The organism is Lactobacillus helsingborgensis (genome assembly GCF_000970855.1).
Taxonomy (GTDB): Bacteria; Bacillota; Bacilli; order Lactobacillales; family Lactobacillaceae; genus Lactobacillus; species Lactobacillus helsingborgensis.
The window spans coordinates 623,488-648,231 of the sequence record NZ_KQ034046.1 but is presented as its reverse complement, the minus strand read 5'-3'; the positions used below and the strand labels follow the sequence as shown (position 1 = coordinate 648,231).

Annotated in this window: 22 protein-coding genes; 4 read left to right on the top strand and 18 right to left on the bottom strand. The window is 36.8% G+C overall.

What is annotated here, in order from left to right:
- Positions 1-6: 6 nt before the first annotated feature.
- Genes JF73_RS03155 through JF73_RS03140 form a run of 4 tightly spaced genes read right to left on the bottom strand, consistent with a single transcriptional unit; the run spans position 7 to position 2,486 of the window.
- Complete coding sequence (locus tag JF73_RS03155; RefSeq protein ID WP_046326935.1) at positions 7-828, bottom strand: PTS system mannose/fructose/sorbose family transporter subunit IID; 822 nt, start codon at positions 826-828, stop codon at positions 7-9.
- Positions 828-1,577, bottom strand: coding sequence for a PTS mannose/fructose/sorbose/N-acetylgalactosamine transporter subunit IIC (locus JF73_RS03150; RefSeq protein WP_046326934.1), 750 nt, complete (start codon positions 1,575-1,577; stop codon positions 828-830). Before JF73_RS03150 ends, JF73_RS03155 begins: the two co-directional genes overlap by 1 nt.
- A gap of 5 nt (positions 1,578-1,582) precedes the next feature.
- Positions 1,583-2,074 (bottom strand): PTS sugar transporter subunit IIB, encoded by a 492-nt coding sequence (locus JF73_RS03145; RefSeq protein WP_046326933.1) that lies wholly within the window; start codon positions 2,072-2,074, stop codon positions 1,583-1,585.
- Positions 2,075-2,078: 4 nt separating this feature from the next.
- The gene (locus JF73_RS03140; RefSeq protein ID WP_046326932.1) at positions 2,079-2,486 is read right to left on the bottom strand and encodes a PTS sugar transporter subunit IIA; all 408 of its coding nucleotides are present in this window, start codon (positions 2,484-2,486) and stop codon (positions 2,079-2,081) included.
- Positions 2,487-2,961: 475 nt separating this feature from the next.
- Between JF73_RS03140 and JF73_RS03135 the strand changes: the two genes are divergently transcribed.
- On the top strand, positions 2,962-3,282 hold the full coding sequence (locus tag JF73_RS03135) for a helix-turn-helix domain-containing protein (protein WP_052727768.1): 321 nt from the start codon (positions 2,962-2,964) through the stop codon (positions 3,280-3,282).
- Positions 3,283-3,330: 48 nt separating this feature from the next.
- Here JF73_RS03135 and argF read toward each other — a convergent pair whose 3' ends face one another.
- The 5 genes from argF to JF73_RS03110 all read right to left on the bottom strand — a co-directional run bounded on the left by argF (position 3,331) and on the right by JF73_RS03110 (position 8,402).
- Positions 3,331-4,365: an ornithine carbamoyltransferase gene (argF, locus tag JF73_RS03130; RefSeq protein ID WP_046326931.1), complete on the bottom strand. Its 1,035-nt coding sequence runs from the start codon at positions 4,363-4,365 to the stop codon at positions 3,331-3,333.
- Positions 4,366-4,556: 191 nt separating this feature from the next.
- Complete coding sequence (locus JF73_RS03125) at positions 4,557-5,288, bottom strand: ABC transporter permease (protein ID WP_046326930.1); 732 nt, start codon at positions 5,286-5,288, stop codon at positions 4,557-4,559.
- Complete coding sequence (locus tag JF73_RS03120) at positions 5,281-6,009, bottom strand: lantibiotic immunity ABC transporter MutE/EpiE family permease subunit (RefSeq protein ID WP_046326929.1); 729 nt, start codon at positions 6,007-6,009, stop codon at positions 5,281-5,283. The genes JF73_RS03125 and JF73_RS03120 overlap by 8 nt, the downstream gene beginning before the upstream one ends.
- On the bottom strand, positions 6,002-6,706 hold the full coding sequence (locus JF73_RS03115) for a lantibiotic protection ABC transporter ATP-binding subunit (RefSeq protein WP_046326928.1): 705 nt from the start codon (positions 6,704-6,706) through the stop codon (positions 6,002-6,004). Before JF73_RS03115 ends, JF73_RS03120 begins: the two co-directional genes overlap by 8 nt.
- A 169-nt stretch (positions 6,707-6,875) precedes the next feature.
- On the bottom strand, positions 6,876-8,402 hold the full coding sequence (locus JF73_RS03110) for an LBA0864 family S-layer associated protein (RefSeq protein ID WP_046326927.1): 1,527 nt from the start codon (positions 8,400-8,402) through the stop codon (positions 6,876-6,878).
- Positions 8,403-8,572: 170 nt separating this feature from the next.
- Here JF73_RS03110 and JF73_RS03105 point away from each other — a divergent pair, with 170 nt between their 5' ends.
- On the top strand, positions 8,573-10,015 hold the full coding sequence (locus tag JF73_RS03105) for an APC family permease (RefSeq protein ID WP_038521937.1): 1,443 nt from the start codon (positions 8,573-8,575) through the stop codon (positions 10,013-10,015).
- 98 nt (positions 10,016-10,113) lie between these two features.
- On the top strand, positions 10,114-10,560 hold the full coding sequence (locus JF73_RS03100) for a Fur family transcriptional regulator (RefSeq protein ID WP_223895503.1): 447 nt from the start codon (positions 10,114-10,116) through the stop codon (positions 10,558-10,560).
- A 12-nt stretch (positions 10,561-10,572) separates the two neighbouring features.
- Here JF73_RS03100 and JF73_RS03095 read toward each other — a convergent pair whose 3' ends face one another.
- Both JF73_RS03095 and JF73_RS03090 read right to left on the bottom strand, forming a co-directional pair.
- Positions 10,573-11,538, bottom strand: coding sequence for a hypothetical protein (locus tag JF73_RS03095; protein ID WP_046326925.1), 966 nt, complete (start codon positions 11,536-11,538; stop codon positions 10,573-10,575).
- 429 nt (positions 11,539-11,967) lie between these two features.
- Entirely contained in the window at positions 11,968-13,683 is a 1,716-nt protein-coding gene (locus tag JF73_RS03090; protein ID WP_071196426.1) for an SH3-like domain-containing protein, read from the bottom strand.
- Between the two features lie 160 nt (positions 13,684-13,843).
- On the opposite strand from JF73_RS03090, the gene clpP reads away from it, so the two are divergent.
- Complete coding sequence (gene clpP / locus JF73_RS03085; RefSeq protein WP_038521932.1) at positions 13,844-14,428, top strand: ATP-dependent Clp endopeptidase proteolytic subunit ClpP; 585 nt, start codon at positions 13,844-13,846, stop codon at positions 14,426-14,428.
- 54 nt (positions 14,429-14,482) lie between these two features.
- Here clpP and whiA read toward each other — a convergent pair whose 3' ends face one another.
- The 7 genes from whiA to JF73_RS03050 form a co-directional block, all read right to left on the bottom strand.
- A complete protein-coding gene (gene whiA, locus JF73_RS03080) occupies positions 14,483-15,418 on the bottom strand; it encodes a DNA-binding protein WhiA (RefSeq protein WP_038521929.1) in 936 nt (311 codons plus the stop codon).
- Positions 15,419-15,423: 5 nt separating this feature from the next.
- Positions 15,424-16,449 (bottom strand): gluconeogenesis factor YvcK family protein, encoded by a 1,026-nt coding sequence (locus JF73_RS03075; RefSeq protein ID WP_046326924.1) that lies wholly within the window; start codon positions 16,447-16,449, stop codon positions 15,424-15,426.
- A 7-nt stretch (positions 16,450-16,456) separates the two neighbouring features.
- Positions 16,457-17,335 carry an RNase adapter RapZ gene (rapZ, locus tag JF73_RS03070; protein ID WP_046326923.1) on the bottom strand — a complete coding sequence of 293 codons (879 nt, stop codon included), beginning with the start codon at positions 17,333-17,335 and terminating at the stop codon, positions 16,457-16,459.
- Positions 17,336-17,426: 91 nt separating this feature from the next.
- On the bottom strand, positions 17,427-17,969 hold the full coding sequence (locus tag JF73_RS03065; protein ID WP_038521922.1) for an HdeD family acid-resistance protein: 543 nt from the start codon (positions 17,967-17,969) through the stop codon (positions 17,427-17,429).
- 50 nt (positions 17,970-18,019) lie between these two features.
- Positions 18,020-20,872, bottom strand: coding sequence for an excinuclease ABC subunit UvrA (uvrA, locus tag JF73_RS03060; protein WP_046326922.1), 2,853 nt, complete (start codon positions 20,870-20,872; stop codon positions 18,020-18,022).
- Positions 20,862-22,904 carry an excinuclease ABC subunit UvrB gene (gene uvrB / locus JF73_RS03055; protein WP_046326921.1) on the bottom strand — a complete coding sequence of 681 codons (2,043 nt, stop codon included), beginning with the start codon at positions 22,902-22,904 and terminating at the stop codon, positions 20,862-20,864. The genes uvrA and uvrB overlap by 11 nt, the downstream gene beginning before the upstream one ends.
- A 100-nt stretch (positions 22,905-23,004) precedes the next feature.
- Positions 23,005-24,729 carry a phospho-sugar mutase gene (locus JF73_RS03050; protein ID WP_046326920.1) on the bottom strand — a complete coding sequence of 575 codons (1,725 nt, stop codon included), beginning with the start codon at positions 24,727-24,729 and terminating at the stop codon, positions 23,005-23,007.
- Between the last annotated feature and the right edge of the window lie 15 nt (positions 24,730-24,744).

Sequence of the window (24,744 nt, the reverse complement as noted above, 5' to 3'; positions counted from 1 at the left end):
TTTAGATTACAGAATTCCGCAAAATGAACCAAGCAAACTAATGACAATGATAGTACCGATAATTACACCATAGCGTGGTCCCTTCTTTTGCATATACCAATAAATTAATAAAACAGCTGCTAACGGTAGCAAGCCTTTAAGCATACTATCCAAAATAGTTTGAAGAACAATAGTAGATCCGCCGGGAACGTGAATTTTCAAAGGTGTGGTCACAGTCACATAAGAAGCAGAAAGAGCACCCATCATCATCATTCCCAAAACATTTGCACCATAGATCACTTCTTTAATCAAACCATTTTGAAGCAGATCAATGATCGAAGAACGGCCAACAGTGTAACACCTATGAATAAGAAAATAACTAATATACATTGTGATCGCTGTATAAATAATTAGCGGTAAAAGTCCGCCAAGCGGATTGCCGGATTTTGCCATTGGAATAAAAATCGAAATAATGATTGGCATTAAAGCAGACCAAATTACCGAATCTCCAATGCCAGCTAATGGTCCCATTAGACCAGTTTTGATAGAAGTAATAGCTGAACCTGAGATATCAGCACCATTAGCTTTTTCTTCTTCCATCGCCAGAGTAATTCCTTGAATCGAAGAACCTATCGACCCTTCGGTATTAAAAAAGGTAAGATGACGTTTTAATGCCTTTTTTTGTTCTTCTTTATCGTCAGCATATAGTTTTTTAATTGCTGGTATCATTGAAGCGCAAAAGATTAAGCTTTGGAGTCTTTCATAGGAATTTGATTCTTCACATCCCAACTGGTAAATCCAAAAAGCTTTATTAACTTCTCTCTTTGATAATTTTTTTGTTTGAGTCATTATGATGCTTCCTCCTTATTGGCATTCTTTCTTACAAGATAAGCAATACATACACCGATGATAGCGACCGCCATTATTTCAGCTTTGAAATATACAACAGCTACAAACCCTATAAAGAAATATGGCAAAAGTTTTTTCTTACCAATTACACTGATAGTTAAAGCAAATCCTAATGCTGGTAACAGTGAGCCCATCACTTCAAAACCATGCATTAGCCATTGGGGAATAGCAGTTATTAAAGCCTGAACAGCTCCGCGACCAAAGTAATTAGCGGCAAAAACTACAGGAAACCTAATGAGAAAACCAACAAGTGCTGGGTAGATGAAGGCTGCTGCATAAATACCTTTATAATTTAATTTTTCTGCATCTTTATCTGCCATATGTATCCAAATAGCATTGATAGTTCTTCTCAATTGATCTAGAAAGACACCTAAAATACCAAAAGGTACTGCCAGTGCCACTGCTGCTGGTGCATTCATATTAAGTGTAACTGCAATTGGAATAGCAATAGTAGCTGCTAGAGCAGGATCGTTTGGCACATTACCACCAGGAGTTGATGTAACCCCTAAAAACATCAATTGTATTCCAGCTCCAATTGTCATTGCCTGCGCCATTTGTCCTGTTATCAGTCCAACAACTAAAGCAACACAAACAGGTTGCTTGAGCATGCCGGAAAAGGTGTACCCAAATCTCAAATTGGCAAACCAAAAATAAAGTCCCATTACAACAGCCAAAGCCGTATTGTTCATTTTAATCACACCTTCCTATATTTTTCTATGATTTTTTCTAAACTCTGTGGCGCATCCTCCGGGATAGTTTGAAAATAAATCTCACAATCTTGGTTTTTCAGTTCCTCCAATATTTGGGCGTCACTATCATTTAGAGTAATATTTTGAAAAACAACTTTACGATCAGGACCACCACCTAAACCCCCGATTTGTACTTTTCCTTGATATATTTTTTCATCTACAATTGTTTTAAGGGTTGCAATGTCGGGAAGAATAAGCAAAATTCTGCCAGTTGCTAATTTGTCCTCCTCTTGAGCCTTTTTTAATGAAGCAATTCCCAAACATTCTACTTTGACGTCTGGCGGAGCAGCCATTAAATATATGCTCCTCATAAATTGATCTTTTTCAAGTTGATCACTGACTACGATAATTCTATTAACGTTATACTGACCGACCCATTTCGTTACCACTTGTCCATGAATAAGCCGACTATCTACTCTACACAAAACAACATTCATATTTTTATCCTTCACTTCTAAATAATAAATTCAAATTTTTCTGACTTTGCTGCCCAGCTTCAAGAATTTTTTTAACTATTTCTGCGGTAATATCTTCATTTTGGTGCATTATTGTTTCCACCAGCATGAGCGCATTAACGCCAGACAAAATTGTCCACGGATATTTTTGTGTTAATCTCAAAGCAACATTGCTAGTCGTACCCCCAGGTATATCAGTTAAAACAATAGTATTTTTATTGACTGGCATTACACTATTTTCAATTTTTAACATGTATTGATCTAACGTCATATTTGCTGTTAAACCAATATCCATAATATTTTCTGTTTTTCCAACCAGTAAACCCATACTTTTATTAAGTGCGGCTCCCCAACCACCGTGAGTTAGTAAAATAATTTTATTTTTTTCTCTCAAATTGCTACCTCCCAGATATTTTCAAAAACGTAATTTAAGAATCTAACAAATAATTAATTACTTGCAAACCAATAATTCCATATTTATGCAAACGCTGTCAATAAGGCGCTGAAAGTAAAGGTGAAATAAGAACCATTTTTTTACTTGTCAATAAAAGTTTATTTAGTAATAATCATTTTTAATTTTTATACAATTTATTTTTAATTGTAATGTTTTAATAACATTGACAAAATTCCTTTTTTACTGTTTTGGTTCTCGTTATGTTTTCATTACAAATAATTTTGAACAAAAATGCCTATTTTGGTAAAATAATTATTAAATCATTACAGCAATAATGCATACAAAAGACTTATTTTGCATATCGTTCTGATTTCATTACCGCACTTAGAAGTAAGCGTTTTTACAAAATGAAGGCTGATTTGTAATAAGTTAGAGAAAGAAAAATTTTTTGTATAGAATTGAGTGATTTACGCTTATGGCAACATTTTTAGAAAATTTCAAATCCACTTTTGCAAAATCTGGAATTACACAGGCTGAACTTTCAAGAAGAACAAGGATACCGCGGTCCAACATTCACGACTACTTAGAAGGCAAATATAAACCTAAGCAAAATCGCATTGAGCTTCTCGCAGCAGCTTTAGAAGTCGACCCAATGTGGCTTGCCGGCGGTAATATAAAAAAGGTTAACTTTGAAGAAATTCAAAATCTTTATATTGATAAAAAACCGTTAACCAAAAAAGAGAAGACCCAAGTTATAAATTATGTTAGGTTAATCAGATTAATGGAAAAAAATTAATATTTTGCATACAAAAAGACTAAAAGCCAAAAGCTTTTAGTCTTTTCTTTATGGTCTTTGTGCAAGCAAATAAGCTAATTCTTCTTTATATTTATATTTGATGGCCTTTTGACTTGAATCACTCATATCAGTGAATTTTGAATTAAGCAAATAAACAAAAACTGCTCGCATAGCAGTCTTTTTATTTGCTGCCTGCTGCCAAGCTATTGATTGTTCGCCATCAAGAACAGCAGCGGAAACTTCTTCTCCCCTATTCGCCGGCAAGCAATGCATAAATTTGACATTAGGATTGCCCGTTTTTGCCAATAATTCATCATTGACTTGATATTTAGGATAAAAGGTCTTCATGTATTCATCTTTTTCAAGTTCATGATCATATAAACCATACCAAACATCGGTATAAATAAAATCAGCGTTTTGAAGTGAACTTTCATCTTCACTTAATGTAATTGAGCCACCGTTTTTTTCAGCAATCTTATTGGCTTTGTTATAAATATCTCGTGGGATCCACTTGGATTTTGGACCATATTGAACAAAGTGCATGCCCATTTTGGCACACAAAAATAATGCTGAAATAGTAATCTGCGTTGCATCCCCCACAAAAACCAGTTTAATGTCAGATAATCTCTTACCTTCTGGTAAAAATTCTTTAATTGTAATCAAATCACCTAAAGCCTGAGTAGGATGGTCATCATCACTCATAAAGTTAACTACAGGTGCATGCGAATTTTGGGCAATCTCCACAATATCTTCTTGACTAGCAGTTCGAACTCCAATGATATCAACTAAGTCACCTAAAGCGTGACTAGTATCAGCCAAACCCTCATGACCATTTTTTCCTAACTGAATTTGTCCGGGAGCCAGATAGAGCGCATGACCCCCAAGTTCCGTCATTGCTGTTTCAGCAGAACAACGAGTCCTAGTCGAAGTTTGATCAAAGATCATACCTAAGCTTTTGCCTTTTAAAAGCTGAGGGTAATAGCCATGGTTGATAGCCTCCTTAATTTTTAGACCTAAATCAGCCAGGTATTGCATTTCATTTTTTGAAAAGGTACAAGTATCAATAAAATCTTTTTTTACCACAAAGTTCTCCTTTATAAAAATTCTTTCTTTTGCCGCATATCATAATACAGAAATCACTAGTAATACGAAATTAATAACTGCTAACTAAAGAAAAGTTTTACTATTTAAGTATATATTAACTTTTTGGCACCTAAAAAGCCACTGCAGAAACATTTGCAGTAGCTTATTTTACTTATTCTTATAAAACCAATCTAATTTTGCCAATTATTGAAACTTTTTATAATTAAAAAAGGTAACCCTAAAGTTAAAATAATGGGCACAGCCATTGCCATGGCTGTCCAGCTTTGTACTTGGCTAGTAACTCCAGCCAGCCAAAAGCTCATTAGTCTCATTTGCCAAGCCCAAGGAACTACAGGCCAAATAAAGTCAAAAAGATTAGTAATGCTCAGACACGCAAAAACTAAACCAAAGAACCCTAAAATCATGGCTCCGCCAACGTTAAATTTTAAAACCAGCCATTGTGTTATCTCATATTGAAGAAAACCAAAAACTGCAAAAATAAAACTAGTGAGGAAAATTTTGATAAATGATAGGTCATTTACCCGAAAAGCAAAACGCAAAATCAAAAAATAAAGCAGGCTCATACCAATAATTTCAATAAAATAGAGCACCCAATAGTAAAATAACTGCAATTGAATAATTTTGCCCCTTGCACCTGGAATTGTTAACCAATTTTTACAATGACCAGCTTTTTCCTCACGGTCGAAAACTAAGCTAATGACTATACTGATAACTATCGGAGAACTAATTGCCAACAATTCATAAAAAATGGTTACCATAGTGGTCGTGGTGACCGCGCTTTTTCTACTGCCGTAATAAAGCCCTAGTAATACCGGAAAAATAATTAAAGCCACTAAATGAAAATAGAGCAAAAAGCTGCGCTTGAGCTTAATGGTTTCCGATCTGAAAACATTTTTAAGCATTTTTTACTACCTGCCTTCTGAATGAATTAGCGGCTAAATAACTAACTAACACAAACAACAAAATAGCCACTATTAACGTCCAATAATTATTAGGGGCAGTGGTGCCTGCCTTCAGAGGCAGCCCATTAATGTTTATTTTGATTAACGATACCGGAAAAAGTTCAGTCCAGGTAAATGGCCAAATTTTACCAAGGACATAATTATTGACGGCTAAACCGCTAAAGATTCCGGCAAAAGCTAATATAATTGTGACGTACATGTTAGTAATGCGGCTAAACCAAATATAAAGTGGTATTTCCCACAGATTAACTAGCCAAATGCCTAAAATAGCAAGTACACATGAAATTGGGCTGATCTGACTATCAGATAGCAAAAACATTAAAGCGATGAAAATAATCAGAAACAAAGAGGAAATGAAAGTTAAAACAGCGACATGCAGTATTCTGCCTAATTCATAATCAAACAAATTGCAAGGTGAACTTAAAATCAACTTATAATCTGTGCTATTTTTCTCATGCCGGTCAAGCAACCCAGCAATTAAAGCAAGAAATAATGGCAACCAAATAATGCTCCATTGATTAATGACGCTTTGAATAACGTAACCAGTAGGAGCAAAAAGCACTAAAACTATCACTGTTATGAAAAACGGATAAAGCCACAACAGTTGCCTGATAAATGTCCTTTTAGTTTTGATTTTTTCAATTGCCAAAGTATTAAGCATTAATAGCACCAGCCTTTGTCAAAGTATCATTAAATAATTGTTCCAGATTTTCTGCGTGATCTAGCGGCTTTTCCAATAATAAATGACCGTTGCCAATGATGCCGATATTATCAGCTAATCGTTCTACTTCCGAGAGCATATGGCTGGAAATAATGATTGTAATACCACTGTCTTTTAAACTGGCAATTAAATTGCGCAATTGCTGAATTCCCAGTGGGTCAAGTCCATTTGTAGGTTCATCTAAAATTAACAGTTTTGGTTTACCCACAAGGGCTAAGCCAATACCCAACCTTTCTTTCATACCCAGAGAAAAGTTTTTAGTTAACTTTTTTCCTGTATTACCAATACCCACAGTAGTTAAAATTGATTGGATTTCAGTTTCTGCTACTCCTCTTAAGCGACAAACCACCTGCAAGTTTTCATAAGCAGTTAAATTACCATAAAGTGGCGCAGTTTCAATTAAGGAACCAATAGCAGTTAAATCATGCCTGGACCATTCGTGACCTGCAAACGTGACAGTACCGCTAGTAGCAGAAACAATTCCCGTTAAAATTTTCATCAACGTAGTTTTTCCAGCTCCATTAGGTCCGAGCAAGCAGTAAACCTTATTTTCTGGGACATGCATGTTTATTCGATCAAGTACAGTTTGGTCTTTAAACTTCTTTGTAAGTTTATTTGTTACTAGTAAATCTGTCATGTTTTCTCCTTTTATACTGCTGTATTTTATTAAAGTATACTCAAACATAATATTTCAAAGCTATTATTGCTATCGTTTTATTAGTGCAGTTCAACTGCTAAAAAATAATTATGATGATTATATAATAAGCAAAAAAGCAGTTTGATTATTCAAACTGCTTAAATTTTTATTAGTTAGTTTTACCAGCGGTCAACTCTCCCCGTTGAGCAAATTCAACATAAAGTTTATTACCGTATGCTGACAGACCCTCAATTTCACGTTTAACATGCAAACGATGAGTCTTCTTGTAAGTACCATCTTTATCAACTTTAAAGATATAATCATTAAAGCCGATGTAGAATTGGTCGTGCTTTTGGTCGTAGGTAAATCCTTGAACTGGGGAATGGTTGCTTACAAAGTTGCCCTTTGTAGCTCCTACTTCTACAGGAGTCCAAGTATCACCATTTCTGGTTACTTTCCAGTATTCATAGTAGCCGTTACCACCATTATGGAACAGGCAATACATCGTGTTGTCACCAGCAAAGGTAGCATTATGAATATATCTTGGATTACCATAGTTGGAAATTCTGAAAGTCCAAATTTGATTGATCTTCATGTCTGATTTACGGATTTGCAAAATTTCTTCTGAAGCGTCAGAGTTGCTCGAGGTATTGTTATTGGCAATTACATAAATGTAATTAGCTGATGAACCGATAGCCTGACCATGACCTAATTTAATATAAGGACTAACTTTAATATGTGAAGCATATTTCTTGAAGGTTGACCAGTTTAAAGTGGACAGGTTTTGGGCTTTATATTTGTTAATATGCTTTAAGTCATAAGAAACTAGGTGACCATTTTGCGCTTTACTGGAGTTAAAGAGTGCCACAGTAAAGTTAGAACCATAGACTGTAATTCCTTCTGGTATTACACCTACTTGGCCCATCTTGTCTCCTGCCTTGTGATAATCAAGACTTACAAAACGCGGTTGGAACAGTTTAGTCTTTAAAGTTAAGCCGTTTGCTTTAAAAGTATTGGATCTGGTTTCCGGAGTATAGTGATGTGCCGCGTTCCAGTTTCTTGAAGAAGATTTTGAACTGCCCTTCCAAGTAGAAACTTCCTTGGGACCATTCTTAGGTGTCTTGTCAGCTCTTGCTATACCTTCTTTTTTATCTGAACGGACAGTAACGTCTACGCTAGCTTTAGCCTTGCCGTAACTATAATCAACTGTAGTCTTACCAGGAGTATTTGAACTAATCTTTGACTTGGAAACTGTGACCTTGCTTGCATCAACTGCTGTACCTGCACTATCAGTCACATAATTAATGGCATCTTTAGTGTTGAACGAATATTTATCATTTTGAACCAGACTGACGTTCTTTGCGACAGAAATCTGGTTTCTGGCAAAGAAGTTTTGACTAACCCAGCCGACAGTCTTGCCGTCAACAATTATCTTCCAAAACTTGCCTTTTTTAGTGGCAATTGATTGCTTGGACTGAATTTGAGCATGTTTGAAATACTTAGTTGAAGTAAACTTGCCTGACGGGCCCTTTTTCGAAGCATTATGATAGACTGCATAAGTACCATTACCAGCTATTTTAGTGACAGCCTTGTGGTAGGTTTTAGCAGAAATATAAGAATTATTACTCCCAACAAATAAGCCGACTGCAGCTATCGTGCCAGCAACCAGCAACTTATTTTTAAAACTTTTTTCCATTAAACTCTCTCAACCTTCCTATAAATATAATATAATAATAGTTTTGCACTTTTTATGGCATAAATCAATAGTTACTTGTGTTATAAAATAAAAGATACCTTATCATTAGATTTTTAAAATCATTTAAGCTAAAATATAGACTTGTTATCTTTAAATAAGGGAGTAGTTTCATGGGTGAAACACCAAATAATTCTAAAAAGATGATGTGGACAACTCTTGCTACCATGGCTTTTTCCATTGTGTGGAGCTTTGGTAATGTTGTTAACGGATTCATATATTTTGACGGCACCAAGGTAATTTTCAGTTGGATTATTATTTTCCTGCTTTTCTTTATTCCTTATGCTCTGATGGTCGGTGAGTTAGGATCTGTTTTTAAAGATTCTGAAGGTGGCGTGGCCTCATGGGTTAATGCCACTATTGGGCCCAAATGGGCTTATTACGCCGGCTGGACATTCTGGGCAGTTCATGTGGTTTACATTTCCAGTAAAGGCACAGGCGGTTTAAGAGGAATGGCCTGGGGGATTTTTGGCAATACTAATTGGTACGACAGTTTACCAACTGCCTGGACACAATTAGCTACGTTAGTGGTATTTCTCTTCTTTTGCTGGGTAGCTAGTCGCGGAATTCCAGTTATTAAAACTTTGTCAACTATTGCTGGAACTTCTATGTTCATCATGTCAATTTTGTTTATTATCATGATGTTTGCGGCTCCAATGATCAACCCACACGCTAATTTCTATACTATTAACTGGAATTGGCAAAACTTTATGCCAGATTTCAATACGAAGTATTTCACTTCCCTTTCAATTCTGGTATTCGCTGTTGGTGGCGCTGAAAAAATTTCGCCGTATGTTAATAAGTTGAAGAATCCGTCTAAGAACTTTCCTAAAGCTATGTTGGGCTTAGCCGGAATGGTTATGATTTCCGCAATTCTAGGAACAATTGCTTTAGCATTAATGTTCGATCCTAAAACTGTAAATGGTAATTTAAACGAATACATTTCAAACGGTCCGTACATTGCTTTCCAAAAATTGGGAGAATATTACGGTGTAGGCGGATTGTTCCTTTACATCTATGCTTGGTGTAACGTAATTGGGCAATTTTCTGCTCTGGTAATCAGTATTGATGCACCTTTAAGAATGTTATTAGGTGGTAAAGAAGCTAAAGACTTTATCCCTAAGAAATTATTAAAGGTCAACAAGCATGGTGCCTACATTAATGGTATCTGGATGATCGTTATTCTTTCTGGTGGTATTATCGCGCTGCAAGCAATTATGCCTGACGCTCAAGCTGTAATGGCTCAATTAGTTAAGCTTAATTCAATTGTCATGCCAATGCGTTACCTTTGGGTTTTCATTGCTTACTTAGCTTTACGTAAGCAACACGAAAAATTCCACACCGGACTTGAAAACTATCAGATGACTAAGCACCAATGGCTGGCATACACAGCTGGTGTGTGGGGTTTGGCAGTAACTATTGCTTGTTGTTTAATGGGGATGTATTCTAACGATCCGTTTACACTTTGCTTGAATATTGCCACTCCAGTAGTTTTATTACTGCTCGGCTTGATCATGCCAACAATTAGACGTCGTGAAGAAGCCAAAGCTAAATAAGCTGTAACAGTTAAATATTCGTAAAACCGCCTAGCAATTGGCGGTTTTTTATTTAGCAAAAATGTTAAACTGTATTTATCAAGAAGGAGATGAGAATTTTGCCTAATTTTGTAGATGATGCTGAAAAACTGCTTAGAAGTCACCATTTAAAAGCTACTAAGCCGCGATTAAAGATTTTGGAATACCTAATGGCGCATCACAATCATCCAACTGCTGCAACCATTTATAATGCTATTAGTGGTGCTGAACCAACTTACAGGGCAACGGTTTATAACACACTCAATAAGCTGGTTGAGGCTGGAATTGTAATCGAAATTAAAAATGGCGATGATTCTCTGCATTATGACTATTTTGTCAAACCGCACTTTCACATCATTTGTAAAAATTGCGGCAAAATTGCTGACGTTTACTACCCTGACTTTGACACGATTGAAAATCATATGAGAATTGAAGCAGAAAAGCAAACAGGTTACACCACATCTTCCAGTCATGTTGAGATATATGGGCTGTGTCCAGAATGCCAAGATAAAGAAAAAAAGAGCTGACAAGCTCTTTTTTTATGTGGTTGGAAAACTATCTTTTGCTTTTTTCTGCTCTAATTCAGCTGCCAAATCAATTTTTCTACTAGCGTTTTTGCCTAAGTCAGCCAGTTTCTGGTTCATATGACAGATATCATGACAAGCAGGAGAGGTAATTTTAGACAAGTTATTATCTTTTGAATCATTTTTGCTGCTAATTTGACTTGTAGAATTCAGACTGAAATTTTTATTATGTACGCAATTATCAAGCGTCCTGTCAATTACTTGTGCTTTGTGATAGGCCTGATTCATACTGCACAAGTTACTATAGCAAGCTAAACTCAAAAAACTCAATTCATTCATTTCCTTACTCCATTCTAAAAGATATGATTTAGCTTCAGGAGTTTGGTTATCAAATTGAAAGATATCTTTTTTGATTCTTTGATCTAGTTCATTAAGCAATTTTTTCTTTTTTAGGGCAGCTTGCCTAGGCTTTTCAATACTGTTTCTTAAATTATTAGGTTTCCCTTGTGCCCGCTTAAAGTAATTCCATAGCAACACGACAATTTTATATACTAAGAAGATTAAGGCAACAGTAGCAGAAATCAAGATTAAAATACTTAGAGTTGCACAGACGCCTTTAATTAAAGGAATATTTAGCCGGTCTAACATCTTCAGCATTATTCCGATAGCAAATAGTATCAAGGTAGAAATAGCTAAAGCCAGTATAATATTAGTTTCCGGTGGCTTTGTTAAAATCAAATCTTTTAATTGCGCTTGATATTCAAAAATCTGATGATCCTGATTAATATTCGCGGCAATTTTCGGATAAATCTGTTCCAATTCGTCATTGTCACTCATAAGAATTTTGTATGCTCTACATGAGATTTTTCCTAGTAAACTTACATAATCTTTACTTTTATGCTCTTGAAAAAGAGCAACTTTTAACGATTGCTCTAAGAAAATAATTAATTCTTGTCTATTTAATAATTCAACATTTGTCATAATGTTTTACTACCAAAACGATTTTAGTCAAATGATTATTAACTGCCTTCATGACCTATTGATTGAATATATTTGTAGCTAATTCAGTTTATATCCCTATTAACTTAACAAAATATAAGTCATGACTTATTTGTTAAATATAATTAGATGTAAAAGCGCTACAAGTAATCATAAGAATGAATTAACGGTTTTTGAACATTATATAAATAAAATAGAAAAGAAGAATTTTATTAGTAGTTTATAATTTATTTACAAACTTGGTATCAACCAAATAAAGTGTTTTTTACTCCTATAAATGTTGTTTAATTCATTTTAATTTATCTATAAAATAATATTCAAAATAATATTCTTTTACTTTTGTTTACACGAAGCTTTTTAGAAATTTTAAAGTAAAAACAAGAGCCATACGGCTCTTGTTAAATTATCAATCTAGTTGACTTTCGCGCTTACTAACAACTCAGCTCTTTGAGCCAAATTGACGTATAGTTTATTATCGCTAACTGACATTCCTTCTATTTCGCGACCTGTATCAAATGAATAAGTATCTTTCAACTTACCATTACGACCAATCTTAAAGATCAAGTCGTTAAATGCCAGGTAAAAGTTTTTATTCTTAGTATCGTATGTGAAACCTTGAATCGGAGCGTTATTGTTCACAAAATTGCCATCTGTCTTGCCTACTAATTGTGGATACCAATTATCTCCCTTACGGGTAAATTCCCAATATTCAAAACAATTGTTTTCAGTATCGTGATAGACAGTGTACATGTCATAATCTGAAACAATCACACCATTATGGAAGTAGCGGGGATTCTTTTCATCCCCAACCCAAGCTTTAATTGTCCAAATCTTGTTAATTTGTAAATCACTTTTACGGATTTGTAACAACTCCTCTGAATCAGTGGTGTTTTTCAAAGTATTATCATTATTCAAAACATAAATATATTTATCACTTGCACCCATTGCCTGACCGTGACCAATTGGGATATACGGACTTACTTTGATATGTTTAACATAATTGTTGAATTTCTTTTGCGACATATCTAGCAAATGTTGCGCATTGTATGGATTAGTTAACTTGTTCAAGTCGTAGCCAACAATATGACCAGACATTAAGTTTGTATGACTTAAAAGACTAGTGTAAGCCCAGCCATTAGAAACTGTCACGCCTTCTGGTATATGACCAACCCGGTTTATATTATCGTCTGTTGGGTCAGCAACACTCAGTAAAACTGGTTGATAGAATTTAGTTTTTAAAGTCATATCCCCACTAGTCAAAGTGTGTTTGCTGGTTTCCGGTGTATATTCTGTAGGGCTAATGTAATTTATTGATGAACCATAGTGAGTCTTCCACGCTTGATAGTCATTCGTACCGGGTTGAGCAGTTACTGCATTTACTGCATCAGCGTCAACCATACCTTCCTTGGTGCTCTTTCTGACTGTAATCTTAACAGTTGCAGTTGCATCGCCATAAGTGTATTTCACTTTATATGTCTTAGGAGTCCAGCAATCAATGCTCTCGCGTGAAACGGTGACCATGCTATTATCAATTACTGTTCCCATATAATTGGTTACATAAGAAATAGCGTCTCTAGTCGAAAAGCTGTAAAAATCATTACGCACCAAAGAAATAGTCTTAGGCACTGCTATTTGATTTCTAGCAAAGTAATTTTCGTTAACATAACCTACTTCTCGCCCGTTAACATAAATGCGCCAATAACGGTACTTTTTCGTTTCAATCAGTTGGTCTGATTGAATATGGCTGTAACGAAAGTTAATGCCGTCAGCTACCTTGGTTTTAACTTTACCATTAGTAACTTCCTTCCAAACCTTATAGTTTTTGTTACCAGCGACCTTGGTCATCATTGAATAACCAGTAACCACTTGCTTTGGTTTAGGCTTTTTAGTATTCTGATTATCGTCACCCGTCTGGTCAGAGTTGTTGGTATTATCAGTACTACCATTATCGGTATTCGTGTCTGTATTTGCATCAGTTGAGTTATTTGATGACTTATTATCATCTTGAACTGGCGGCTGAGGGCTATCTGAATCTGCCGCAACTGATGTAGTTGATAGACCGGTGTAAACTAATAAACCGGCAACTAATGTCAGTGAAATTGTTGCTATCTTCTTATAAAGCTTCAAAATAAATCCTCCAAAAATTAAATTTATACTTAAATTATATAATAAAACCTTCACTAAAAAGAATACAAAATTAATACACTTTCATTGACAGCAAGTAATGTAAGTGATTTAATTAGCACTGTACTTGATAGAGTGCTAATTATATTTAGGAGGTAGAAAGATGCTTGTACCTACAGTTATTGAACAAACTGCACGTGGCGAACGCGCATACGATATTTATTCACGTTTGTTAAAAGACCGTATCATCATGCTTAGTGGTGAAATTAACGATGATATGGCTAACTCGATTATTGCACAATTATTATTTCTTGATGCTCAAGATAACACCAAGGATATTTCACTTTATATAAACTCACCTGGTGGAGTAATTACTTCTGGTTTGGCAATCATGGATACCATGAACTTTATTAAATCAGATGTTTCAACCATTGCCATTGGTATGGCAGCCTCAATGGCTTCCATTTTGTTAACCAGTGGTGCAAAAGGTAAACGCTTTGCTTTACCTAACTCCACTGTTTTAATTCACCAACCTTTAGGTGGTGCTCAAGGTCAACAAACTGATATTCAGATCGCAGCTAATGAAATCTTAAAGAGCCGTGAAAAGATTAACCGTATTTTACATGAAACTACTGGTCAGCCTTTGGAAAAAATCCAAAAGGATACTGAACGGGACAACTACATGACAGCTGAACAAGCTAAAGACTATGGTTTAATCGATGAAATAATGGTTAACCAAAAGAAATAATTATTTAAAAATTTGTGTTTTAAAAAGCAACCCACCAAATGATGGGTTGCTTTTTTATTTTCTCAAATTTTGTGCCATTTCGTGTATTTTCTTAAAACGATGATTGGCTCCAGACTTCGAAATAGGACCGTCCGGAGTTTGCTGCGCTATTTCTTTGAGCGAGAGTTCAGGTTCATCTAAGCGCAATCTGGCTATACCCTGCAATTTCTCTGGGATATTCTCTAAACCGATTTTTTGTGCTATTAGTTCAATGTCTTCAACTTGTTTGGCTGCCGCATTGGCTGTTTTTTTCAAATTAGCTGTGTCGCAATTTACTAGCCGATTGACTGAATTACGCATATCTCTCATAATGCGCAAGTCCTCAAATGCCAACATCGCATTTAGAGCGCCAACAATATGCAAAAAGTCACCGATTTTTTCAGCTTCTTTCAAATAGACAATATAGCCCCGCCGTCTTTGAGTGCTCTTGGCATTAAGATGAAATCGTTCATTCATAATAGTTAACAAGTCATTATTATGATCCTGATAAACTGAATATATCTCTAAATGATAACGGCTGGTAGTAGGATTATTAACACTGCCACTTGCTAAGAAAGCGCCACGTAAATAGGACATTGCACCCTCACGTGACTCTATGATCCTTTTTGGTATTCTAGTAATTAAGTGAAGGGAAGGAGTAAGAATTTCCAGATTTTGCAATATTTCTTTGACATGATTTTGCAATCGCACTAAATATTGATTATTTTTCTTCAACTTCATTTTGCGCGAAACAATTAATTGCGGTTCTACCTTGTAAGCGATTTTTATTAACGAAAAAATTCGTCTAGCGATTGCAGGATTTTCAGTAGTAATGTCAAGGCTAAACTGGTGCTCGTGAAAATTCAAAACGCCGTTCATACGCAAAAAAGCTGCCAGTTCAGCTTTGGCATGTTCAGGATGAATTTTTAAAGAAGTTAATTCCTTCTTCACGTTACTTGCATAGCTTGCCATTATTTTTAGTCCTTCCTGCGAGCCATCGCAGCAAAAGCCAGATTAATAATTTCTTTGGCTACTTTTTTACCATCGTGAAAGACTAGCCCACTTCGCTGATCGATGAAGTCAGCAGTGATGACTCTGCTCCCCTGCTCCCGCAAGCCCTGATAATCGTTCTTAACAGGTTCAAGATAAGCATCATAATCGTTAGGGTTAAACTTAGACATATCAATTTTAGCGCCATTGACTAAAGTGGTATTAATATAATGTCCGCCCAAATGCTCATTAATTACCTTAACATGTTCACAGTCTGAAAAATGATCGGTTTCACCTTTTTGCGTCATAATATTACAAATATAAATGACTTCTGCGCTTGTTTTTCTTACTGCTTCGCCTAAATTGGGGATCATGAGATTAGGCAAGATGGAGGTAAATAGACTACCAGGCCCTAAAACTACCGCATCAGCATTATTTATAGCGGCTAAAACTGGTGGCACCGCTTCAGGTTCACTCTTTGACTTAGTGTTGGTAACCCAAACTCGTTTAATTCTTTTATCCTTGTCAGTAATTTCCTTTTCACCAGCTTGAATAGAGCCATCCACAAATTCCGCATTCAGTGTCAATGGTTCATTGGAGGCAGGGTAAACATGACCGTCAACCCGCATCATTTTTGAAAGTGCTTGAACAGCGTCAAAAATATTACCGTGCATTTCGTTTAAAGCAGCAATTATCAAATTGCCGATAGCATGACCTGAAAAAAATGAGTCGGAAGAATCAAAGCGATATTGGAAAACATCCTTTTCTTCCTGAGAAATTTCACTTAAAGAAACCAGAACATTGCGAATATCACCAGGGGGAACTACGTTGATAAAATTGCGAATTGAACCGGAAGAGCCGCCATCATCAGAAACAGTCACAATAGCTGATATTTCAGCATTTTGTTCTTTTAACGCGTTTAAAACTACAGGCAATCCAGTACCTCCACCAATAACGACAACCTGTGGTCGTCTGCTTCTGGTAACATGAATCACTTTATCATTATATGTCATCTAATTATCACCTATTTCTAGTGTAGCGACTAATTTCACGATGGGTTATATCAACTGTATAGTCTTCAGCTAAATCTTTAGCCAGCTGCTGTGCAATTGCGACGCTTCTATGTTGCCCACCGGTACACCCAATTGCAATAGTTAATTTAGTCTTACCCTCTTTGATATACCCGGGTAATGCGCTTTTTATCAGATCTAAAAATTTCTGATAAAAAATACGCGTTTCTTTCTTGTCCATCACATAGTTAAATACCCTTTTATCCAAACCGGTAAAAGGTCGCAATTCAGGAATATAAAAGGGATTGGGCAAAAAGCGCACATCCATTACAATATCCGCATCAATGGGCATTCCGTATTTAAACCCAAAAGATAGAACCTCAATTGAAAACGGCTGCCTGTGTTTGGCACTAAACTTATTAGCCAGTTCTTGTTTTAATTCTTTTGGACTTAAATTAGAAGTATCAATAATATCATTGGCGCGGTTTTTTATTCCGGTTAAAATACGTCTTTCTGCTAAAATACCGTCTAATAAACGCTCATTTTGGGCTAAAGGCGGAACACGTCTAGTCTCTTTATAACGAGCAACTAAAGTGTCATCCGCAGCGTCTAAAAAGACAATCCGGGTCTGCACCGTTCCATTATCTTCTAGAGAATTAATTTCATTATCTAAATCTTTATAAAACCGTCTCACCCGCAGATCAATTACTACTGCAACTTTAGTGAAATCATCTGAGTTAACGATTAAATCCCAAAAACTGGATAAAAGAGATGGAGGCAAATTGTCAACTACAAAATAGCCCATGTCTTCTAAAGCATGAGAAGCGACCGTTTTTCCCGCACCGCTCATGCCTGTCACAATCAGTAATTGCTTTTTATGCTTAGCCATTTTTGCTGACCTCCTATTACTAAAATTATAACATACCAGGTGTGCCATTACTTTTTGGGCAAAAAAAAAGTTCAACAGAACTTTTTATTTTTTACCTGTTAACAAATGCAGCAATAATTTCATTAATACCAAAAATTAGTAACCAGAAAGAAACTAACCAAATTAAAGTTAATGCTGATAAAGCTGGGTTAAACATCAAACTAATGGCGATAAACAAGCCTAGGATATTCAGGATTATATTAACCCAGAAGAAAAAGGTTGAAACAGCCCGCATGTGCCAAGAGAAAACGATGCCAGAGATTGAGTCGAATAAGAACCAAAATGCAAATAAGTAAGCAATGGTTAAGCCACCAGCATCATAGGAATATAGGAACAAAATACCAACAATAATGTCTAAAACTCCTGACACAATCGACAACCAGCTTGAAGGGATAAAATACCGAAAACGACTGTAGAAAACTAACCAGACAAAGCCCTGAACTATTGACACTATGGCAAAGAGCAATACAAAAGCATGTAATGCCTTACCGGGATGCCGCAATAAAAAGAGCCCTGCAATTATCATTAACACACCAGAGATAAATGCAGCCCAGTTAAATCCGCGATTTCCTCTGTAACTAGAAAAATTATCCATTTTTATTCCTCCTTGGGCTTTATTTTACACTTTATCAGAATTAATTAATACTATTTGCCTGTTTTTTGGCTGGCCTTTTTTGTTAAAGCTGTGTCCCGCTTAAGCACTGGCTTCAAGTATTGCCCAGTATAGCTTTCTTTAACTTGTACTACCTGTTCGGGTGTGCCTGTAGCAACAATCTGACCGCCGCCTTCGCCGCCTTCAGGACCCAAATCAATTAACCAATCAGCATTTTTAATCACGTCAAGATTGTGTTCAATTATTAAAACCGTATTACCTTGATCAACTAGTCTTTGTAGAACTTCTAGCAGTCGCTTGATGTCATCAGTATGTAGTCCGGTCGTTGGTTCATCCAGAATATAGAAATTCTTGCCAGTTGACAATTTTTGCAGTTCAGCGGCCAGTTTCATTCTTTGCGCTTCACCACCAGACAAGGTAGTAGCTGACTGTCCGAGCTTGACATAGCCAAGCCCCACATCAACAATTGTTTGCAATTTGCGCGCAATTTTAGGAATATTCTTAAAAAATGAGCAGGCCTCACTGATCGTCATATCCAGCACTTGCGCAATATTTTTCTTACGATAGGAAACTTCTAAAGTTTCAGAGTTGTAGCGGCTGCCATGACAAACTTCACAAGGAACATATACGTCCGGTAAGAAGTTCATTTCAATTTTGATAATGCCATCTCCATGACAAGCTTCACAACGTCCACCCTTAACGTTAAATGAAAAACGCGCCTTAGTGTAGCCACGGAGCTTAGCTTCGTTAGTTTGAGCAAATAAAGCTCTGATGTCATCGAAAACGCTGGTATAAGTAGCAGGGTTACTACGAGGCGTACGCCCGATCGGGCTTTGATCAATATCAATAATTTTTTCGATATTTTGATAACCGCTGATCGTCTTATATTTACCCGGTTTAGTTTGGTTGCGGTTTATTTTTTGGGCTAGAGCCCGTTTTAAAATCATGTTAACCAAAGTTGATTTACCAGAACCGGAAACTCCTGTAACCACAATTAACTTCCCTAAAGGAAATTCAACCTTAAGATTTTTAAGATTATTCTCGGCTGCACCTGTAACAATGATCTTTTTACCATTACCCTTGCGTCTTTTTAAAGGTACGGGGACAAATTTTTTACCGGCCATGTATTGTCCAGTCAGTGACTTGTCATTCTGCTCAACTTCTGCTGGAGTGCCGGCAGCCATAATTTCTCCGCCATAAGTTCCAGCGCCCGGTCCCATGTCAATTAAATAATCAGCTTGTCTCATTGTTTCATCATCGTGTTCAACGACAATTAACGAGTTGCCTAAATCACGCATTCGTTTTAAAGCAGCAATCAACCTGTCATTATCGCGTTGATGCAAACCAATTGAAGGCTCATCTAAAACGTACATTACTCCTGAAAGATTAGAACCAATTTGGGTCGCAAGCCTTATTCTTTGTGCTTCACCACCAGATAAGGTATTAGCTGAACGTGACAATGTCAGGTAGTCTAACCCCACACTATTTAAGAAAGTTAATCTATCACGTACTTCTTTTAAAATCGGCTTAGCAATTATAGTCTCTTGCTCATCTAACTTAATATCGGTGAAAAATTCCAGTGCGTGACTAATTGCCAATTCTGACGCTTCAGCGATATCCTTACCGTTTACTTTAACTGCTAACGCTTTACGATTTAACCTTTTGCCATGACATGTTGAACAAGTGAGTTCGGTCATGTACTTGCCCATTACATCCCGCATAAATTTTGACATGGGATGATAATAACGTCTTTCTACATTTTCCATAGCACCTTCAAAGGGTGCAGTAGTATCATTGACTCCAAAATCACCAGTAACGTGAAACTTAATTTTCTTAGTAGAACCATGCAAAATTGTTTCTCTTTGCTTTTTAGTCAGTTTACTAAATGGCTTATCAAGTGGTATTTTTAAAGCACTACATGCCTGCTCTAGCATTTCCCCGTAATACTTGGAATTCTTCCAGGGTGCAATTGCTCCTTCAGCTAAAGTTTTGCTTTTATCGGGCACTACTAAATCTTCATCAACAGCTAATTTAACACCTAAACCATCACAGTCAGGGCAAGCACCAAATGGTGCATTAAAGGAAAATAGCCTGGGCTCCATCTCTCCCACGGTAAAACCACATTTAGGACAAGCATAATACTCTGAAAAGCTGATTAAATCGCCGCCAATAACATCAACATTCATGTAGCCATCTGATAGACGCAGAGCAGCTTCTACTGAATCAAAAAGTCGCGAGCGGATACCATCTTTGACGATCAAACGATCAACCACAATGTCGATTGAATGGCGCTTATTTTTTTCTAAATCAAATTTTTCACCAATCTCGTGCATTTCACCATCAACGATGACGCGCACGTAGCCAGCACGTTGTACGCGTTTAAATACTTCTTTGTGCGCACCACGTTTAGACCTGATTACCGGTGCTAAAATTTGAATACGGCTTCTTTCAGGCAATGCCAAAATGCGGTTAACCATTTGTTCTACAGATTGACGTTCAATTAGAGTACCATCATTAGGACACACAGGATGACCTACTCTCGCCCACAAAAGTCTGAGATAATCGTTTATTTCAGTAACAGTACCAACAGTTGAACGCGGGTTATGGGAAGTAGTTTTTTGATCAATTGAAATTGCAGGATTAAGGCCATCAATCGAATCAACATCTGGTTTATCCATTTGTCCTAAAAATTGGCGGGCATAACTTGATAAGGACTGAACGTATCTTCTGCGCCCTTCAGCATATAATGTGTCAAAGGCTAACGAACTTTTACCAGAACCAGATAAACCCGTAATCACGACCAATTTATCCTTAGGGATAGAAAGATTAATATCTTTTAAATTATGTTCACGTGCACCCCGAATAACAATCTTATCATTTACCATTTAATGCTTTTCCTTTTTTCTTAATTGGGCTTCTAGTTGAACTCTCCAATTCCATGATTGCATCCCGCAAAGTTGCAGCGCCCTCAAAGTCCAGTTTCTTGGCAGCTTCTTGCATTTGCTTACGTAAGTCTTTAATCATGGTTCTCTTTTGTTTGACAGTTAATTCATCAAAGTTCAAATCAGCGAAGCTATCGCTTTGAACATCTTCATCTGCCACTTTAGTAGCAGAAATGACATCTCTGATTGGCTTAACGATGGTCTTAGGTTTCATACCATGTTCTTTATTAAACTTGATCTGTAATTGACGTCTTCTCTGTGTTGCTTCAATCGCTTGCCGCATCGAATCAGTAATCGTGTCAGCATACATGATCACAGCACCATCAGCGTTTCTGGAAGCGCGACCCATAGTCTGCACTAAAGGTCTGTAAGCACGCAAAAAACCCTCCTTATCAGCATCAAGAATTGCGACCAAAGAAACTTCCGGGACATCAATACCTTCACGTAATAGGTTAATACCAATTAGCACATCGTATTTGCCCATACGCAAATCACGCAATATTTGCATCCGTTCCAGCGTCTTCACGTCAGAGTGCAAATATTGCACTTTAATGCCCAGATCTTTCAAATAATCTGTTAGGTCTTCAGCCATTTTTTTGGTTAAAGTGGTGACAAAGACACGTTCATTTCTTTCAATGCGCTTGTTGATTTCAGCCACTAAATCATCAATTTGCCCCTCAACAGGTTTGACCTCAATTTTAGGGTCAAGCAGACCGGTCGGTCTGATGATTTGCTCAACTTTGTGATTTGTCCGTGCTAATTCATAATCTCCTGGGGTTGCTGAAACATATAGAATCTGGTTAACGTGCTTTTCAAATTCAGCCAGTTTCAATGGTCTGTTATCAAGCGCAGAAGGTAAACGGAAACCATAGTCAATTAAAGTTTTTTTCCGATTGCGGTCGCCGTTATACATTGCTCGGATTTCAGGCATAGTGGCATGAGACTCATCAATTAAAATCAAAAAGTCATCAGGAAAGAAGTCTAATAAGGTATAAGGCGGCTCTCCTTCTTTTCTTCCTTCCATATGACGCGAATAGTTCTCGATGCCATTGGTGTAACCAACTTCACCCATCATTTCCATGTCAAAAGTAGTGCGCTGTTTAATACGTTCTGCCTCAAGCAATTTACCTTGACCTTCAAAATTTTTCACTTGAATTTTCATTTCCTGTGAAATAGCTTTAAGAGCACGCCTCATCTGTTCTTCATTGGTCATAAAGTGGGTAGCAGGAAATAATGATATACTTTCTCTTTCACCAATTACTTCTCCTGTTAGTGAGTCCACTTCAACAATTCTATCAATTTCATCCCCGAAAAATTCAATACGATAAGCATGATTAGAATTACCAGCAGGAAAAACTTCTACGACGTCTCCGCGAACGCGAAAACGACCACGTTGAAAGTCAATATCATTGCGATCGTATTGAATATTGACTAAATCGCGCAGCAAGGTATTTCTGTTATATTCCTCACCCTCGTGAACCGTGATTACACTGGCAGCATATTCCTTAGGATCACCTAAACCATAGATACACGAAACAGATGCCACAACAATCACGTCATTACGTTCCATCAAATCGCTGGTAGCTTGGTGACGTAATTGATCAATTTCATCGTTGATAGATGAGTCCTTTTCAATATATGTATCCGATTGGGGCACATACGCTTCCGGCTGGTAGTAATCATAATAGGAAACAAAATAATCGACAGCATTATGCGGAAAGAATTCTTTAAATTCGCCATAAAGCTGACCAACCAAAGTTTTATTGTGAGAAATAACTAAAGTAGGTTTATTCAATTTAGCAATAATGTTCGCCATTGTGAAAGTTTTGCCCGTACCGGTTGCACCTTCCAGAATTTGCTCCTTATAGCCTTTTTTAAAGCCAGCAGCCAATTTATCAATAGCCTGTTGCTGATCACCCGCTGGACTGAATTTAGAAACTAGTTCAAATTTACGTTCTTCTTGTCGTTTAATCATCGAAAGACTCCTCGTAGAAAAAGTTGGACAAACAAAGTCCAACTCTTATTTGACGTATTCTATTTTACACTCTCGAACATATTTTCGCACTCTTTTTGTTTTATTTTAACAGTTCTGCCAAAGCATTTTGATAATTCTCAGCTGCTTGATGTGCAAGCTCAATATTAGGTTTATTGACACCAACATAAGCTTTAATTACTGGTTCTGTGCCTGATGGTCTTAAGGCTAACCAAGTTTCATCAGCCAAAAAGTATTTCAATACATTAGATTTTGGTAAACCTGTGAGTGGCTTAACCGTATCACCAACAATTTCCTGCTGTTTTAAAAAGTCTTGAATTTTATTGACTTTGACCCCATTTAGCTCTTGCAAATTCTCTGAGCGCAATTTAGTCATCAATTGTGTCATTTTCTTTTGCCCGTCAATTCCCGGCATTTCAATCGCCTTGGTAATTTCATAAGAAGTGCCGTATTTTTGCCAGATTTCATTAAGGCCGTCTAATACAGTCATGTTTTTAGCAGCATAATAAGATGCCACTTCCGCAAACATTAAAGCGCCTTGCATTGCATCTTTATCACGTGCAAAAGGTTTGAAAAGATAACCATAGCTTTCTTCAAAGCCCATTAAAAACTTACCGTCGTGCATCTTACTCATACGGTCAATTTCTTCACCAATAAATTTAAAACCAGTTAACACCGACTTTGTTCTGATACCAAAATCTTTTGCAATTTTAAGTGGCATACTACTGGAAACAATCGAAGTAATCAGCTCATAATCGGCAGATAATTGCCCCTTATCTTTTAAATTAACCAGCAGATAATAGATCATGAGCGTAGCAATCTGGTTCCCTGTTAAAACTTGAAAGTCGCCATTTTTTGTGCGCACACAGGCACCCATACGATCTGCATCAGGATCAGTAGCAATGATTAGATCAGCATTTTTTTCATTTGCCAGTTTGATGCCAGGATCAAACACATCACGGTATTCTGGATTGGGTTTGATGGTCGTGGGAAATTCCGGATCAATAATTGCTTGGCTGGGAACTGGGAACACATTTGTAAAACCATTTTGTCTAAAAGCCCGATCATATAACATTTTACCTGTCCCATGTAGGGGTGAGTAAATAATCGTTAAATTATGAGCATTTTTTTGTATTAGTTCACTATTAACATTTACAGTTTTTAGTTTCGCTAAATAAACCTCATCAATATCTTCACCAATCAATTGCAAAACTCCTTGCGAGCGCAATCGTGCAATCGGAGCAGTTTTAACGGTAAAAATATCGGTTACTTTTTGAGCATAAGCAAAAACGCGACTGGCATCTTCAGGTCCCATCTGGGCACCATCAGGGCCATAGACTTTGTAGCCATTGTATTCTTTGGCATTGTGAGAAGCAGTAATATTAATTCCGGCAGAAGCATGAAGGTATCTCACAGCAAAAGATAATTCAGGCGTCGGTCGTAAATCATCAAATAGGTAAACATGAATATTATGCGCACCTAATATTCGTGCGGCATGTTCCGCAAAATCGCGTGAATGATAGCGAGAGTCATAAGCAATGACTACACCATCTTTTTGCGCTTTTGCGCCTTTTTCATTAATTAAACGTGCCAAGCCTTCTGTTACTCGCCCAATGGTATAGATATTAATACGATTAATTCCCGGCTCGAGCCTGCCGCGCATTCCAGCTGTACCAAAATTAATGTCTTGACCAAATGCATCATTAATCCATTTGGGATTTTTACCAAGTTCTTGCAATTGATCTTGTAAATAATCTGGCAGATTGTGCGCCTGCTGCCATTCTTGAAAAGTTTCTTCTGCCTTCATTTCAGCAATGTACCC